16 protein-coding genes and 2 tRNA genes are annotated in these 14,359 nt (G+C 58.7%); 9 read left to right on the top strand and 9 right to left on the bottom strand.

What is annotated here, in order from left to right; genetic code table 11:
- Positions 1 to 21 precede the first annotated feature (21 nt).
- Positions 22 to 96: transfer RNA gene (locus tag V8J84_RS05145), tRNA-Thr, on the top strand.
- Between the two features lie 100 nt (positions 97 to 196).
- On the opposite strand, the gene V8J84_RS05140 is transcribed toward V8J84_RS05145, so the two are convergent.
- From V8J84_RS05140 to V8J84_RS05125, 4 genes are all read right to left on the bottom strand, one after another.
- The gene (locus V8J84_RS05140) at positions 197 to 631 is read right to left on the bottom strand and encodes a hypothetical protein (RefSeq protein ID WP_339928657.1); all 435 of its coding nucleotides are present in this window, start codon (positions 629 to 631) and stop codon (positions 197 to 199) included.
- Between the two features lie 14 nt (positions 632 to 645).
- Positions 646 to 2,568, bottom strand: coding sequence for an acyl-CoA synthetase (locus tag V8J84_RS05135; protein ID WP_339928655.1), 1,923 nt, complete (start codon positions 2,566 to 2,568; stop codon positions 646 to 648).
- Between the two features lie 245 nt (positions 2,569 to 2,813).
- Complete coding sequence (locus V8J84_RS05130) at positions 2,814 to 4,607, bottom strand: ABC transporter transmembrane domain-containing protein (RefSeq protein ID WP_339928653.1); 1,794 nt, start codon at positions 4,605 to 4,607, stop codon at positions 2,814 to 2,816.
- Positions 4,608 to 4,732: 125 nt separating this feature from the next.
- Positions 4,733 to 4,806 (bottom strand) — tRNA-Gly (locus V8J84_RS05125).
- Between the two features lie 151 nt (positions 4,807 to 4,957).
- On the opposite strand from V8J84_RS05125, the gene V8J84_RS05120 reads away from it, so the two are divergent.
- Positions 4,958 to 5,317 carry a hypothetical protein gene (locus V8J84_RS05120; protein ID WP_339928651.1) on the top strand — a complete coding sequence of 120 codons (360 nt, stop codon included), beginning with the start codon at positions 4,958 to 4,960 and terminating at the stop codon, positions 5,315 to 5,317.
- On the opposite strand, the gene V8J84_RS05115 is transcribed toward V8J84_RS05120, so the two are convergent.
- Complete coding sequence (locus V8J84_RS05115; protein WP_339928649.1) at positions 5,318 to 5,983, bottom strand: SOS response-associated peptidase; 666 nt, start codon at positions 5,981 to 5,983, stop codon at positions 5,318 to 5,320.
- Positions 5,984 to 6,095: 112 nt separating this feature from the next.
- The gene (locus V8J84_RS05110; protein ID WP_339928647.1) at positions 6,096 to 7,655 is read right to left on the bottom strand and encodes a bifunctional metallophosphatase/5'-nucleotidase; all 1,560 of its coding nucleotides are present in this window, start codon (positions 7,653 to 7,655) and stop codon (positions 6,096 to 6,098) included.
- 184 nt (positions 7,656 to 7,839) lie between these two features.
- Between V8J84_RS05110 and V8J84_RS05105 the strand changes: the two genes are divergently transcribed.
- From V8J84_RS05105 to V8J84_RS05095, 3 genes are read left to right on the top strand one after another with little or no spacing between them, the layout of a single operon-like run.
- On the top strand, positions 7,840 to 8,232 hold the full coding sequence (locus V8J84_RS05105) for a DUF1801 domain-containing protein (RefSeq protein ID WP_339928645.1): 393 nt from the start codon (positions 7,840 to 7,842) through the stop codon (positions 8,230 to 8,232).
- Positions 8,233 to 8,271: 39 nt separating this feature from the next.
- Positions 8,272 to 8,601 (top strand): DUF952 domain-containing protein, encoded by a 330-nt coding sequence (locus tag V8J84_RS05100; RefSeq protein ID WP_339928643.1) that lies wholly within the window; start codon positions 8,272 to 8,274, stop codon positions 8,599 to 8,601.
- A complete protein-coding gene (locus V8J84_RS05095; RefSeq protein ID WP_339928641.1) occupies positions 8,601 to 9,641 on the top strand; it encodes a quinone-dependent dihydroorotate dehydrogenase in 1,041 nt (346 codons plus the stop codon). Before V8J84_RS05100 ends, V8J84_RS05095 begins: the two co-directional genes overlap by 1 nt.
- Here V8J84_RS05095 and V8J84_RS05090 read toward each other — a convergent pair.
- From V8J84_RS05090 to V8J84_RS05080, 3 genes are read right to left on the bottom strand one after another with little or no spacing between them, the layout of a single operon-like run.
- Positions 9,638 to 10,966, bottom strand: a complete 1,329-nt coding sequence (locus tag V8J84_RS05090; protein WP_339928639.1) for an MATE family efflux transporter — start codon at positions 10,964 to 10,966, stop codon at positions 9,638 to 9,640. The two genes, V8J84_RS05095 and V8J84_RS05090, sit on opposite strands and share 4 nt — an antisense overlap.
- Positions 10,956 to 11,456: a PaaI family thioesterase gene (locus V8J84_RS05085; protein WP_339928637.1), complete on the bottom strand. Its 501-nt coding sequence runs from the start codon at positions 11,454 to 11,456 to the stop codon at positions 10,956 to 10,958. Before V8J84_RS05085 ends, V8J84_RS05090 begins: the two co-directional genes overlap by 11 nt.
- Positions 11,453 to 11,887, bottom strand: coding sequence for a PaaI family thioesterase (locus tag V8J84_RS05080; protein ID WP_339928635.1), 435 nt, complete (start codon positions 11,885 to 11,887; stop codon positions 11,453 to 11,455). Before V8J84_RS05080 ends, V8J84_RS05085 begins: the two co-directional genes overlap by 4 nt.
- Before the next feature lie 125 nt (positions 11,888 to 12,012).
- On the opposite strand from V8J84_RS05080, the gene V8J84_RS05075 reads away from it, so the two are divergent.
- From V8J84_RS05075 to V8J84_RS05060, 4 genes are all read left to right on the top strand, one after another.
- Positions 12,013 to 12,381, top strand: a complete 369-nt coding sequence (locus V8J84_RS05075) for a MerR family transcriptional regulator (RefSeq protein ID WP_339928633.1) — start codon at positions 12,013 to 12,015, stop codon at positions 12,379 to 12,381.
- 76 nt (positions 12,382 to 12,457) lie between these two features.
- Positions 12,458 to 13,048 carry a hypothetical protein gene (locus tag V8J84_RS05070; RefSeq protein WP_339928631.1) on the top strand — a complete coding sequence of 197 codons (591 nt, stop codon included), beginning with the start codon at positions 12,458 to 12,460 and terminating at the stop codon, positions 13,046 to 13,048.
- Positions 13,049 to 13,051: 3 nt separating this feature from the next.
- Positions 13,052 to 13,618: a hypothetical protein gene (locus V8J84_RS05065; RefSeq protein WP_339928629.1), complete on the top strand. Its 567-nt coding sequence runs from the start codon at positions 13,052 to 13,054 to the stop codon at positions 13,616 to 13,618.
- 307 nt (positions 13,619 to 13,925) lie between these two features.
- A complete protein-coding gene (locus V8J84_RS05060; protein ID WP_339928627.1) occupies positions 13,926 to 14,327 on the top strand; it encodes a MerR family transcriptional regulator in 402 nt (133 codons plus the stop codon).
- Positions 14,328 to 14,359: the final 32 nt, after the last annotated feature.

Raw genomic sequence — 14,359 nt, 5'->3', positions numbered from 1 at the left:
GCTAATTCGCACGTCACGGATGCTGTGGTAGCTCAGTGGCAGAGCACACCCTTGGTAAGGGTGAGGTCGAGAGTTCAATCCTCTCTCACAGCACCATCCGCTTCCCCTCCCGCGCAAACCGACTCCATACACATTAGTCGTGTCTCGACCGCGCAAGCGCATGTCCGCGTGCGAAACTTCAATTTGGTCAGGGATTTTAGGACCCACAGATCCGGCTTTGCGGATCTAGCTGCACATACTCCTGCGCTGAGATCGTCGCAAACTCACCGTCGGGCAGCTTGCTCCAGACATCGTCAAACATCCGTTTCACGCCCCCGCGAAAGAACTGCGAAAGCTGCGCATTGCCGACAAACGCGCCGATGGGGCTGCTGGAGCGGTGAAATCCAAGCTGCAAATCGGGGCTCAGGCAGGCATTGGGCAAGGTCGTGAACATCACGCAGGCCGAATTGCAAACACCGCGAATTTCGACAGCGCCGCCCCATGCTGCAAGGCGTCTACGCTCGGCAATCGCGTCGTTAAGATAGCCGCCACGATTGTTTTCGATAATATGCGGGCTTTCATAGCCCCGAACGGCATCCGGCGGCCCGCTACAGGCCGCCAGAAGAGGAAACATCGCGCAGATCAATGACATGCGCGGGCGTGGGCCTATGCGTCTGCCCATTCCCACGGGTTCGCATAATCGCCCAGAACCTTGCTCACATCCGCGTCTGACACGCCTTCGGCGCGCGCAACCTTGGCGACCAGACCGCGCTTCTTGTCCTCGGTCACCATGGCAATGGATGTGTTCACACCGGCCTTGCTCAGCGCGCCATCAAAGACCCGCGTGATCGCCTTCTTGCGCAGATCGGGCTTGAAGATTTTGCCCACAGCGGTCTTTGGCAACTCGTCCATTACCTCAAGGTGCTTTGGATACGCCGCGCGTTCGTGAATGCGCTCGTTGGCATAGGCCAGCAGGTCATCAGTGCTGACACTTGCTCCGTCGACAAGCTCGACATAAGCGCAAGGCACTTCGCCGGCGTGGGCATCGGGCTGGCCGATGGCGCCCGCAAAGGCGACCATGTCGTGACCTGCCAACGCCTCTTCAATCTCGGCGGGATCAATGTTGTGACCGCCACGAATGATCAGGTCCTTGGCACGGCCTGTGATCCACAAGTATCCTTCGGGATCGATCCGGCCCAGATCGCCTGTGCGCAAGAACTGCCCGTCGCTATCGTCACCCGGATAGAACAGATCTTTGTTCTTGTCGGCCTCGGTATAGGTCTTGCCGCTGTAGACACCGGGATTTGACACACAAATCTCGCCTATCTCGTCGGTCTTGCAATCCATGCCTGTGGCCGTGTCGACGATGCGCACATTACAGTAGGGGAACGCGATCCCGATTGAGCCGACGCGCTTTTCACCGTCAGGCGGGTTGATCGACACAAGGCACGTGGCCTCCGTCAGACCGTAACCTTCGCAGATCGAAAGCTGCTCGTCGTTGGGGCCCTTTTCGGCGTTCACGGCCTTTTCAAACCGGCGATACAGCTCAAGTGGCAGCGGCGACGATCCACAGAACGCGATCCGCAATGTGGAAATATCCGCATCCACCTTACGCTGCATCAGCGCGGACAGCGCAGTTGGGACCGTGATCATGAACGTCACCTTATGACGCTCGATCAGCTTCCAGAAATTGTCGAATACGCCCTCACCGCGATAGCCCTGCGGTGTGGGGAAAACCACATGCGCACCAGAGCCAAGCGATGCGCCCAATGATACGATGGTTGCAAAAACGTGGAACAGCGGCAGCGGACAAATCTGAACGTCTTCTTCAGTGAACAACAATCGCGCACCCAGCCACGCGTTATAGACGATGCCGGAATAGCGATGCTGCACAACCTTTGGCATACCCGTCGTGCCACCCGTATGGAAATACGCGGCCACACGATCCGTCTCGCTGTCGGCAAATGAAAGCGTTTTGGGCTGTTTGGCCATCTCGGCCTGAAACTGCACAACCTTAGCCGTGTGCGTCACAGGGTTCTTGGGCCGGATCAGCGGCACGATGTATTTCTTTAGACCGGTCAGATAGCGGTGCAGATCAACCTCGACGACGGTCTTGACATTGGGTGCCATCGCCACGGCCTCTGCCGCTTTCTGGGCCACGTCTGTCTTCGGGAACGCCCGCAGCGTCACAAGCACCTTGGCCTTTGTCTCGCGCAGAATTGCCGCAATCTGGTCAGCCTCAAGCAGCGGGTTGATCGGGTTCACGATGCCTGCAACTTGCCCGCCAAGATACGTCAGGATCGTCTCGGTCGCATTTGGCAGCAGATAGGCCACCACATCGCCCTCGCCCACGCCCATGTCGCGGAACATGTTGGCGGTTTGCGTGGTCTGGTCCAGGAGGTCCTGCCAGGTCAGTGTCTCACACGGATCGGTCGGACCCGAAAACAGCTGGAAACTGACGGCCTTGCGGCCCGGATGGGCTGTCGCTGTTTTGGTCAATTGCGCATAGGTGGTGACTGGCAAGTCACGTTCGCCCCACGGCATTTCGTCCTGGATTGCATCGCGGTCGGCAATTGACGCGTAGGTCATTGGCGCATTCTCCCTTTATTCTTATTGCTGCACATCGCCCCGACGTGCTCTCCCTGCCGGATACGATGCGAAACCCGCTGCAAATAAGCAAGTCTGACGCGGCGTTTTATGGCGCCCCGCCCCGTCTTCTTTTGGACGAAAATACTTTGCGGAGGTGTGGAGGTGCAAAACCTCCACGTGCCAGCCCTGCTGGCACCCACCCAAAAATGACGTGCGGCGCAGCCGCACCGCTGGATCAAACCCGCCTATTCGGCGGCGACACCGGCCGTGAATTGCAAACGCGCCAACCGCGCATAAAGCCCGCCTTCGGCCACCAGACTGTCGTGCGTGCCCTGCGCCACGATCCGGCCCTCTTCGAAGACCACAATCCGGTCGGCCTTTTTCACAGTCGCCAACCGGTGCGCCACGATCAGTGTTGTCCGGTCACGCGCCAGTTCTTCCACGGCACGTTGAACGGCCTGCTCGCTTTCCGCGTCCAGCGCACTTGTCGCCTCATCCAGCAACAGGATCGGCGCATCGCGCAGAATTGCACGCGCAATCGCGATCCGCTGCTTCTGACCACCCGACAGCATGACCCCGCGCTCGCCCACATAGCTGTCATAGCCGTCCGGCAGTGCGATCAGGAAGTCATGCGCCGCAGCCGCCTTGGCTGCCGCCTCAACCTCGGCATCGCTGGCATCGGGTCGGCCAAAACGGATGTTTTCGCGCGCAGTGTCACCAAAAATCACAGGGTCCTGCGGCACCAGCGCCATCTGTGCGCGGAAATCTTCGCGCCGCATCTGCGCCAGCGGCACGCCATCAAGATAGATCGCCCCGTCAGTCGGGTCATAGAACCTCTGCAAAAGCTGCATCACCGTCGATTTACCCGCACCTGACGGCCCCACAAGGGCCACCGTCTCACCGGGTTTGACAACCAGCGACACGTCATCAAGCGCAGCCACCAAAGGCCGGCCCGGATAGCGGAAGGTGACGCTGTCAAAGCTGATCTCGCCCTGATGCACATCCGGCACCGGCAGTGGTGCCGCCACATCCTGCACCGCGTCCTCGGCGTTCAGCAATTCAACCAGACGTTCGGTGGCGCCCGCGGCACGCTGCAATTCGCTCCAGACCTCGGTCAGGGCGCCCAGCGCGCCCGCGACCATGATGGTGTAGATCATAAACTGCACCAGTTCACCGATGCTGATCAGTCCCGCCTGCACATCTGCGGCCCCCATCCACAAAAAGCCTACGACGCTGGCAAATGCGATAAAGATCACGATGGCCGTCATCAGCGCACGCGTCATGATCCGCCGCAAAGCCGACCGATAGGATGCTTCGGTGACGTCGGCAAACTTGCCCCGTGACAGCGCTTCGTGCGTAAAGGCCTGCACGGTCTGCGCGGCCAGCAACTGCTCTGATGCAGCGCCAGAGCTTTCTGCGATCAGGTCCTGGTTTTCGCGGCTCAGGTTCCGCACCCGACGCCCCAGCAAAACCACAGGGATCAGCACAACAGGGATCGGCCACAGCACAAGTGCCGTCATCTTCATCGAGGTCCACAACATCAGACCGATCCCACCCACAAGGATCAGAACATTGCGCAGCGCCACTGATACCGACGATCCGATCACCGACAGGATCAGCGTTGTGTCTGTTGTGATCCGGCTTAACACCTCACCCGTCATGATCCGCTCAAAAAACGCGGGGCTCATCCCGATCATGCGATCGAACACGGCCACACGAATGTCGGCGATCACCCGTTCGCCCAGCCGTGTGACCAGATAATAGCGCAGCGCCGTGCCAACCGCCAAAAGGGCGGCCACGCCAAAAGCCGCGCCAAAGTACTGGTCCAAAATGCTTGTGTCGGTCAGCGTGAAATTGTCGATCACCCGCCGGACCGCCAGTGGCAAAATCAGCGATAGCATTGCAGTGGTGACCAACGCGGCCAGCGCCCCGCCCATCAAAGCCTTGTAGGGTGACAGGAATGGCCACAAAGCCCCCAAAGCGCCGATTTTCTTGGATGCCGCCCGATCTTCGGGTGTCGGGGAGTTGGGTTGCGCCATTCTGCCGGACTTTCGCTGTGCTCTTGCGTTTGTTGCAGATCACTTAAAGTCGGGGGCAGCACAGCACAAGCGCAAGCAGGCTGATTTCACTGCGGCACATGGTCGGGATTTGTCGGAAAAGCGGCTGGAGCGGGCGGCGGGAATCGAACCCGCGTCATTAGCTTGGAAGGCTAAGGTCTTACCACTACACAACGCCCGCCAGCAGCTTGGGTCAGGTCGTATGCCAAGTCGTCTGGGCCGTCAAGCACACATGGCCGACAGCGCAATGGCTGCCACAACTTTGCCCGATTCAGATGTTACCCATCCGTTCACCAAGACTTATTCTGCCACCTGAAAGAGAGAATCAAATTATGATCCGTCTCACAAAAATGCTGAAATCGACCTGTGCTGCCGCCCTGCTGGCTGGCGCAGCGGCCCCTGCCATGGCCGAAATTCACGATATGTATATCTATCCCGAGGGCTACTTCCCGACCAAGATGTATGTGCAGGTCGGCGACACGGTCCGGTTTGTGAATCGCACAAACGAAAACGCCATCGTGCCGATTGTGGGCTTTGGTAATTTCACACCATGGATTGAACCGGGCGAAAGCAGCTCGATCAATTTTGTCTATGGTGTGGACCGGACCATAGGCAAGCCCAAGCTTTATAGCGGCACACGGTCCGGCGCCAACTATGGCTATGTCTATTACGGCGTGGCACCAACGCAGTAATTACTCTGCAAGTGGTTCAATCAGCGCCGCGCCCTTTGCGCGGTTGCTGTTCACGTCCGTGCTGACACGATCAAAGTGCAACGCGTCCTCCGGCGGAGCGTGCATGATCGTGGATGCCCCCTTACCCGTTTCACCCAGCCATAGCGCCCACTGATCGGGCGTCAGGATCACCGGTATCCTGTGGTGTATCCGCGCCATCGCGTCATTCGCCTCGGTTGTCACAACGGCGCAGGTCGTCAGTCGCTCACCGTCCCTTTCCCAGTCCTGCCAGATGCCAGCCATGACCAGCGGCGCACCGTCGCTGCGCGCGACAAACCACGGTAGCGGTTTGTCATCACTATCGCGTTCCCATTCGTAAAACCCCGTGCACGGCACCAGACAGCGCCGCGCGCGGCACGCCTCGCGGAACGCAGGTTTTTCGGCAATCGTCTCGGCGCGGGCGTTGATCAAAAGCGGCCCACCATTCGGTTTCTTATACCACTTAGGGATAAACCCCCAACGCATCGGTCTGTATTGCCGCAACCCTGCCTCAGCCGTGACGACGGGGATTTGCACGGTTGGGCAGACATTATAGTTCGGCACCTCGGGCAGATCGTTGGCGGGTGTCGCTGCAAACAGTTCCACCATCGCCTCGTGCGGCAGCGTCATCGCCATTCGTCCACACATTTGCGCACCTCATCTTCATTTGGCAAAAACAACTCCCGCCGGAGGCATCCCGCAAAACGCAAAACGCGCCGCAGGATGCCTGCGACGCGCTTCTTTTGCAAACCCGTTGGGCTTACTTCATCATGATACGGCCGTCTGTGTAGGGCGTATACTCGGGGTTGTCGGCAATATATTCCGCAACAACATCCGCCAGATCAGGGCCGAAGTCATAGGCATTGGCCGCATTCTCGAACATCGAGTAACCGTCACCACCGTTACGGACATAGTTGTTGGACACAGCACCGTATGTGGCTTCCATGTCCAGCGCCTCACCGCCGACCATCACGTCGCTCACGCGCGATCCGGCTTCGGCAGAGGCATCAACCGTAAAGGTCATACCGGCAACCTGTGGGAAGCGGCCTGCGCCCTCTTCGATCTGGCTCACACCGTTTTCAAGGGCAGCCATCAGTTCCGCACCTGTCACCTGGAATGTGGACAGTGTGTTCTGGAACGGCAGCACGGTCATCACTTCGCCCATCGTCACCTCACCAGCGTCAATGGATGCGCGGATACCGCCAGAGTTGGCGATTGCGACATCAATGCCCTGATCGGCCACACGGGCCAACATGGCGTCGGCCACAAGGTTACCACCGGAACATTCCATTGCGCGGCAGACATCGCGGTTACCTTCGATCGCTTCAGAGGTTGTGCCAACCACGCGGCTACGCACTTCTTCCAGCGGCTCGGCCAGTTCAGCGATACGCGCCTTGGCAGCTGAATCTTCTGCGATATTGCCATCAGTAATCACAGGCTCACCAGTGGCTTCTGTGATGACGCCGTCATCGTTGAACGTCACGTTCAGTTCGCCCAGGAATTTACCATAGGCATAGGCCTGAACGATTGCGGTATCACCAACCATTGTTGGATACGGGCCAGCCGCGCCGTCATCAGTGTTGGACAGCAGAGTGTTCGAGTGGCCGCCAACGATCACGTCAACGCCGGTTGTGTTCGCCGCAACGTCCTGATCGACGTCATAACCGGAGTGGGACAGGACGATGATCTTGTTCACGCCCATCTCGGTCAGCTTGTCGACCTCGGCCTGCACAGCGCCGACAGGATCAGTAAAGATCACATTGTCACCGGGGCTTGCCAGTTCGTCGGTGTCGATTGGTGTCAGACCGATCAGGCCCAACTGCTCACCGCCACGCTCGATCACAGTGGATTTTGCAATTTTGTCAGCCAGAAGCGGCTCACCGGAAACGTCGGCGTTGGACATCAGCACGGGGAAATCAACGCTGTCCATGAAACCGGCCAGCACTTCGGGGCCGTCGTCAAATTCGTGGTTACCCACAGTCATTGCGTCATAGCCCATCAGGTTCATGAACTCGGCGGTCATCGCACCTTTGTAGTAGGTGTAGAACAGCGTGCCCTGAAACTGGTCGCCGCCATCCACAAGAATGCTGTTGTTTGTGCGCGTGCGCGCCTCGTTGATCGCTGTGATCAGACGTGCCGTACCACCAAAGCATTCGCCGGCATCGTTGTCTTCCACAGAACAAGGGCCGTCATATTTGCTAATCGGCTCGAACCGCGCGTGAAAATCGTTCGTGTGCAGGATCGTCAGACTATAGTCCGCAGATGCCGCACCGGCTGTCAGCGCCAGTGCGCAAGTCGATGCAAGAATACGTGAAATCATTTTTATGGTCCCCCAAGTTGGATTATGCCGTCAGCTTGGCGAGGCTGGCTGACAGAGTCAAACACACGTTGTGCGGGTTTCCGTAACGTCGGGTTGTTTCATGCATGTGACAGCCGCTGCGTGTGCGCATCTTCGCAAATGCCTCAAAAATGTGCTAATCTTGGAGTGGAAACGGGGAGTTGCGATGCCGGTTGACACGATTGAGGCCTACAATGCCGCGCAAGAGCCGTCGGATCGCGCGATCTGCGAACGGATAATGGCACTGATCGGAGCACATCTAGCAGGGGCCGAGCGGAAGATGTGGCACGCCCACCCTGTCTGGTTTCTGGATGGAAACCCAATCGTGGGTTACGGCAAGCTGAAATCATGCGTCCGTCTGATGTTCTGGAGCGGACAGACCTTCGACGCCGCGGGTCTGACCCCGACAGGCACGTTCAAGGCCGCCGAAAAGCGCTATACCGACGCCGACCAGATTGATGCGAATGAACTCAAGGCGTGGCTTGCAGACGGGGCGCGTATTCAGTGGGACTACAAAAACATCTACAAACGCAAAGGCCGGTTGGAAAGACTGGTCTGATCCCTTGACCCGTTGTCGCAGACGCGGCACATGATCCCCATGCTGATTTACAAGATTTTTCGTGGCCCTGAATGGGCGCAGTTGCAGGCCGATGGCACCACCACAGGCGCCCCGATTGATGTGGCCGACGGCTTCATCCACTTTTCGGGCGCTGATACCGTCGCCAAAACGGCAGAGCTTTATTTTGCCGACATGGATGATCTGGTCCTAGTCGCGGTTGAGGCGGATGGCCTTGACGGTCTCAAGTGGGAGACATCGCGCGGTGGGGCGCAGTTCCCGCACCTGTTTCGCGAAATGACAATGGATGATGTTGTCTGGCACAAGCCGCTCCCCATCGTGGACGGCGTGCACCAGTTTCCAGCACTCTGATGGCGATGCTGGAACAGATCGGCCTGCGCGCCCTGCGCCGCATGGACCCTGAAACGGCACACGGTCTGGCGCTGAAGGCTTTGCAGGCGGGCCTGGGTTCGCGGAGCGGCCCTGTGACCAACCCACGTTTGAAAACAACAATTGCGGGCCTCGAACTGCCCAATCCTGTGGGCCTTGCCGCAGGTTTTGACAAGAACGCCACCGCCCTGCATCCGCTATCGCGCACCGGCTTTGGCTTTCTTGAGGTTGGCGCGATCACCCCGCGCCCGCAGCCCGGCAACCCGAAACCGCGCCTCTTCCGCCTGACCGAGGATCAAGCCGCGATCAATCGTTTCGGATTTAATAATGACGGGATGGATGCAGCCCTTGAGCGGCTGAAAAACCGCCCCGCTGGCGTTATCGGCCTGAACCTTGGCGCGAACAAAGACAGTGCGGACCGCGCTGGCGATTTTGCCACCGTCCTGCGTCATTGCGGTGCACATTTGGATTTCGCCACCGTCAACGTGTCGTCCCCCAACACCGAAAAGCTGCGCGACCTGCAAGGCAAAGACGCGCTATCGGCCCTGCTGGCCGGTGTCGTGGCCGCCAATGACGCGAATACCCCGATTTTCCTGAAAATCGCACCTGATCTGACCGCTGACGAAATCGCCGACGTGGCCGAGGTCGCCAATACATCCGGCATCGCTGGGATCATTGCTACCAACACCACACTTTCGCGCGATGGTTTGAAAAATGCACACAAGGGCGAAATGGGCGGGCTATCCGGCCAGCCGTTGTTCGAAAAGTCCACGCGTGTGCTGGCACAGCTTTCCGCGCTCACCACCCTGCCGATCATCGGTGTCGGCGGTGTGGGCAGCGCCGAGCAAGCCTATCAGAAAATCCGCGCGGGCGCGTCCGCAGTGCAGCTTTATACAGCACTCGTTTATGGCGGCGTGTCGCTGGCCACGGAAATCGCGCAAGGATTAGACAAACTGCTGGAACGCGACGGGTTTGCCAATGTCGCAGATGCCGTCGGCACAGGCCGCGCCGACTGGTCCTAAGCGTCAGCTTCGGCCTCAAGCCCCGGATACTTCCAGCCCAACGTGATCCCCCGCACCGCAAAGCTGATGAGCAAGCCCAACCAAAGCCCGTGATTTCCCAGAAGCGCCATCAGCGGCAGCACGCTGGCGAAATACACGATGGCCGACACGATCATCATATTGCGCATATCCGTGGTGCGTGTGGCCCCGATAAAAATGCCGTCCAGCATCCATGCCGCCACCCCGACCAATGGGGCCGCCACCATGTAAGGCAGGAAATCGCGGGCCGCGTCGCGCACCAAAGGCGCGGTGGTCATCACGTCAATCACGCCGCCGCCCACAATCGCAAAAACCACTGCCAGCACGGCGCAAATACCCAGCCCCCACTGGCCGGTCATCAAAGCGGCGCGCCGTAAGGCGGCACGATTGCGCGCGCCCAGCGCCTGCCCGACCAATGCCTCTGCCGCGAAGGCAAAACCATCCATCGCGTAGGACGTGACAAACAGGAATTGCAGCAAAATCTGGTTCGCCGCGAGGTTCACATCGCCAAAATCTGCGCCCCAGAACAGAAAGCTGACAAAAATCGCCTGCAACAGCACGGACCGGATCATGATGTCGGTGTTCACAATCGCCATGCGTTTCAGCCTGATCCGGTCAAAGACCCTCGCCGCATCCCGCCACGCCGTGCCCGCAAACGCATCACGGCACAGCCACAGCCCCAGCGCCAGCCCGCTCCATTCGGCCAAAAAGGTGGCAAGACCCACGCCGCCGACGCCCATGTCGAAGTGCAGCACAAAAACGATATCCAGCAGGATATTCATCCCGTTCATCAGAACCTGAATAGCCAGCACCGCGCGGGTCCGTTCCAGCGCGATCAGCCAGCCGGTGATGCCATACAGCCCGATGGTTGCGGGTGCCGACCAGATGCGGATTTGCATGTAATCGCGTGCCAGCGCCTCAACCTCGGGGCTGGCTGGCGACACAAGGAACGCCCCGTAAAACAGCAACACCTGCCCCACGATCATGAACGCACCGGCGGCAAATCCGATCAGCAGCGCGCGCGACAGCATCGCCGCCACTTCGCCCTGATCGCCAGCCCCTTCGGCCTGTGCCGTCAGGCCCGCAGTGCCCATGCGCAGGAAACCGAATATCCAGTAAAGAGCCGACAGGATGATCGCACCAATACCCACGGCACCAATCGGGGCCGCCTCGCCCATTTGGCCAACAACGCCGGTATCAACGATCCCAAGGATCGGCACCGTCGCATTCGACAGCACAATCGGCACAGAGATATGCAGCACGCGCCGATGCGTCAGCGCCTGCTTGGGGGCAGCATCAGCCGTCACGCGGCGGCATCAGAAAATGCCCTGTCGCTTGCGCAAACAGACGGCTGCGGTTGTCCTGCCACGCCTCGACATGGACACTGGCATAGCGCCTGCCGGACCGGTTCACCCGCGCGCGCGCATAGGCATCGCGTGGCAGGCCGGAACGCAGGTAATCGACAGTGAAATCAATGGTCTTGGGGAACGCGGGCTTCGCGGCCAGCTCATCGCCCGCCTCCATCTGGTCCCACAGCATTGCCCAGCTAAGCTCGATGATCGCCGCTGTCTCCATAAACGCCGCCGTGGCGCCGCCATGCAACGCAGGTAGGGCCGGATTGCCAATCAGCATGTCCTGAAACGGCAGGATCGCGGTTAGCTCGTCACCGCGGCGTTCAAACTTGATACCCAGAAACTGGATGTAAGGCACGCCGCCCACCAGTTGCTCCAACGCGTGATCGCGCCGTTGTTTAATCACCTGCACAGGTTCGGGCTTTTGTATGGTCGGCTTGTTCATGACAATGGCCTTCCACTGACGGTAAAGGCACCGGTGGCCGTGGCGACGGGCCTGTCGGTGTCGCTATCCAATGCAACGGCCCGCACGAACGCGACAGATCGGGTCATGTGGTAACATTCGGCCTTGGCGACAATCGCGTCACCGGGCTTGGCGGGCCGCATATAGTCGATCCGCAAATCAAGCGTGGCCGTCGACAGCCCGGCATCAGGATGGCTAAGCGCCGCTGCACCGCCGCAGGTATCCATCAGTGCCGAAACCGCCCCGCCATGAATGACACCCGTGTCAGGATCACCAATCAGCCGCGTGTTATAAGGCATCTCAATCTCGGCTGTGCCGGGTCCGAAATGCCGCGGCACCATCCCAAGCGCCTTGCAATGCGGCAGGGCATCAATGAATTGCTGACCATTAAAGGTCGTCTTGGCTTGGGGCATTGCTTGGGTCCTTTGTCGTTCCAGATTTGACTGACAGAGCGCACAACGCAAGTCCAGACTGATCACGTCCGCCCCGTTGCCCCGCAGTCAACCCTTTGATAGTGTTTGCCTGTAGGGAGAACGCGATGTCAGAACCACGCCTGTCATTCAAAGAAATGTGCGCCAAGTTCGACGTGACTCCGCGGACCTTGCGCTATTACGAATACATCGAATTGCTATCGCCCGAAAAAGAGGGCCGATCGCGATTTTATGGTGCCAAGGAACTGGCCCGCATGACCCTGATCCTGCGGGGCCGCCGTTTCGGCTTTGCGCTTGAGGACATCCGCCAGTGGCTTTTGGTGTATGAACACGACGGCACCGAAGCGCAGATGCGCCAATGGGTCGAACTGGCCGACCGCCAGATGGTCGAGCTGGAAGAGCAACGCCGCCAACTGGACGAGACACTGGCCGAGCTGAAGCAGCTTCGCGATGTGACCATTGAAAGCCTGAACTAGACGAAAGTCAGGAATAGCTGACTACAATCCTGCCGTGTGGACCGATTACCTTGGGTCACCAATCACGGAGGATGAAATGCGTTTCCCATGTCTTGTCGCAAGCCTGTTTGCAGCAACCGCCGCCACGGCGGATTCGCCCTACTGCGATCTGCCGCAGTCCGAATGGGAGACCATCTCATACGCGGACCTGATCGGTGAATGGTCCGTCGCATTCATTATTGGCATGGTGATGACAGAGGCCGGCCCCTTTCCCGAATTTGAACGCGAAGACTGGCCCGCGACGATCTACGTCGAAGATAGTGCGCTGAAAATGTTCTACCGTGACAACATTCACGATCTGGCCCTCGCAACGGACGAGAATTTCAACTTCGATGATCTACAAAGCTTTGGGCCGTTTCCCAACGACGAGGAAGGCGATCTGCTGACCTATCTGGAGAATATCAGCAACGATTTCTTTGGCATGCAAAGCGGATGCACGGATATCGCCGACCTGCCGCAGTTCACAGTGACCGGCAAAGTACAGGAGCACCCGTGGGACAACGATCTGCGGATCTATCTCAAAATGATCGAGCCGGGATTGATCGCGGGCTTTGAACACTTCGAGACCCGTAACGGCGACGCGGTCTTTGACAACGTGGCCGTCATTTTGATGTCTGGAGAGGAATAGATGATGAAAACGATAGTGTGCGCAGCACTGGTCGCTGCACTCCCAATGACCGTTTCGGCGCAGGACACGGTATCGCCCTACTGCGATCTGCTGAAGTCCGGCTGGGACATCATACTGGAACAGGAACTTGCAGGCACCTGGACGGCCAACCACACCGGCGGCACCATGTTCACCGGCGCGGGCGCGATGGCCTTTCCTGCCAATGAGATCGGGCAAGTGAATTTCGTTTTCGAGGGCGAGGACATCTTTATGACCTTCCCTGAAGGCGACCTCACTGTGTTTGTCGTGGATGAGGTCAACTTCATATTTGACCCAACCTCCGAAGAGATGGCCAACATCGGTGCCGCTACCACCGATCTGGATATCGAGATCGCATCGAACTGTGCCGATACCAGCGTGCTGCCGCAGCTTATGGCGCTGGGGCAAATGCGCGGGCCGCAGGGATCAACCGATACGCAGGTCTATTTCAAGATGATTGACCGCGACCTGATTGCAGGCGTTCAGCATATCGACATCACGGGGCCGAATTTCTCTGGCTACATCGTCGCCACGGTCATGCTGACCCGCTAAACGCCTGCTGCGATTCGTGGTGCGGCTGGGCAATTACCGCTGGGCACGGCGACAACGCGGTGGTCGGCCCCACGAATCCGGTATGGAATTCCATACCCGCAGGCCCCTTATTTTTAAGGTTAAGGGGGAGCTTCCGCCAAAACTTCCCGGTCATAAAATTTCGTCTCACCCCACGGCATCTTTGCTGACCTTTCGTCAGCTCAGAAATGACGCCACGTTACGTTTACGTTAACGTCACCTTTCCTTGTATAACAGGGCAACACCTCGCAACTGACCGGCATCAGACGATGCTATTCAGGAGACAACGATGCAACGCGATACCATGACGATCCGCGATATGTGTGCGGCGTTCGACGTCACACCACGAACCCTGCGGTTCTACGAAGCCAAGGAACTGCTGTTCCCGATCCGTGAAGGCCAGAAGCGGCTTTTTACAAAACGTGACCGTGCGCGACTGAAATTGATTTTGCGCGGCAAGCGTTTTGGCTTTGCCTTGGAAGAGATCCGCCAGCTGCTGGACCTCTACCACATGGACGACAGCCAGCAGACGCAGCTGAGCAAAAGTTACGAACTGGCCCAGCGCCATCTTGCCGACATGGAAGCCCAAAAGGCCGAGTTGGAAGAAGCGATTGGCGAGTTGAAAGAACAGATGGCCTGGGGCGAAAAACGCCTGACCGAATTGGCCAACGACAAAACCGCAGCGGCCTGAACGCCGCTGCACGATACAACAGACGGAGACCT

Origin of the sequence: Yoonia sp. 208BN28-4 (assembly GCF_037543925.1) — a bacterium.
GTDB lineage: Bacteria > Pseudomonadota > Alphaproteobacteria > Rhodobacterales > Rhodobacteraceae > Yoonia.
Note: the sequence above shows the minus strand (reverse complement) of the source record. Positions and strands in the feature narration are given on the sequence as shown.

What these genes read in the sequence shown, in the direction of transcription:
- V8J84_RS05140 (WP_339928657.1), bottom strand. Translation starts at nt 631, where the DNA reads ATGTCATTGATCTGCGCGATGTTTCCTCTTCTGGCGGCCTGTAGCGGG.
- V8J84_RS05135 (WP_339928655.1), bottom strand. Translation starts at nt 2,568, where the DNA reads ATGACCTACGCGTCAATTGCCGACCGCGATGCAATCCAGGACGAAATG.
- V8J84_RS05130 (WP_339928653.1), bottom strand. Translation starts at nt 4,607, where the DNA reads ATGGCGCAACCCAACTCCCCGACACCCGAAGATCGGGCGGCATCCAAG.
- V8J84_RS05120 (WP_339928651.1), top strand. Translation starts at nt 4,958, where the DNA reads ATGATCCGTCTCACAAAAATGCTGAAATCGACCTGTGCTGCCGCCCTG.
- V8J84_RS05115 (WP_339928649.1), bottom strand. Translation starts at nt 5,983, where the DNA reads ATGTGTGGACGAATGGCGATGACGCTGCCGCACGAGGCGATGGTGGAA.
- V8J84_RS05110 (WP_339928647.1), bottom strand. Translation starts at nt 7,655, where the DNA reads ATGATTTCACGTATTCTTGCATCGACTTGCGCACTGGCGCTGACAGCC.
- V8J84_RS05105 (WP_339928645.1), top strand. Translation starts at nt 7,840, where the DNA reads ATGCCGGTTGACACGATTGAGGCCTACAATGCCGCGCAAGAGCCGTCG.
- V8J84_RS05100 (WP_339928643.1), top strand. Translation starts at nt 8,272, where the DNA reads ATGCTGATTTACAAGATTTTTCGTGGCCCTGAATGGGCGCAGTTGCAG.
- V8J84_RS05095 (WP_339928641.1), top strand. Translation starts at nt 8,601, where the DNA reads ATGGCGATGCTGGAACAGATCGGCCTGCGCGCCCTGCGCCGCATGGAC.
- V8J84_RS05085 (WP_339928637.1), bottom strand. Translation starts at nt 11,456, where the DNA reads ATGAACAAGCCGACCATACAAAAGCCCGAACCTGTGCAGGTGATTAAA.
- V8J84_RS05080 (WP_339928635.1), bottom strand. Translation starts at nt 11,887, where the DNA reads ATGCCCCAAGCCAAGACGACCTTTAATGGTCAGCAATTCATTGATGCC.
- V8J84_RS05075 (WP_339928633.1), top strand. Translation starts at nt 12,013, where the DNA reads ATGTCAGAACCACGCCTGTCATTCAAAGAAATGTGCGCCAAGTTCGAC.
- V8J84_RS05070 (WP_339928631.1), top strand. Translation starts at nt 12,458, where the DNA reads ATGCGTTTCCCATGTCTTGTCGCAAGCCTGTTTGCAGCAACCGCCGCC.
- V8J84_RS05065 (WP_339928629.1), top strand. Translation starts at nt 13,052, where the DNA reads ATGAAAACGATAGTGTGCGCAGCACTGGTCGCTGCACTCCCAATGACC.
- V8J84_RS05060 (WP_339928627.1), top strand. Translation starts at nt 13,926, where the DNA reads ATGCAACGCGATACCATGACGATCCGCGATATGTGTGCGGCGTTCGAC.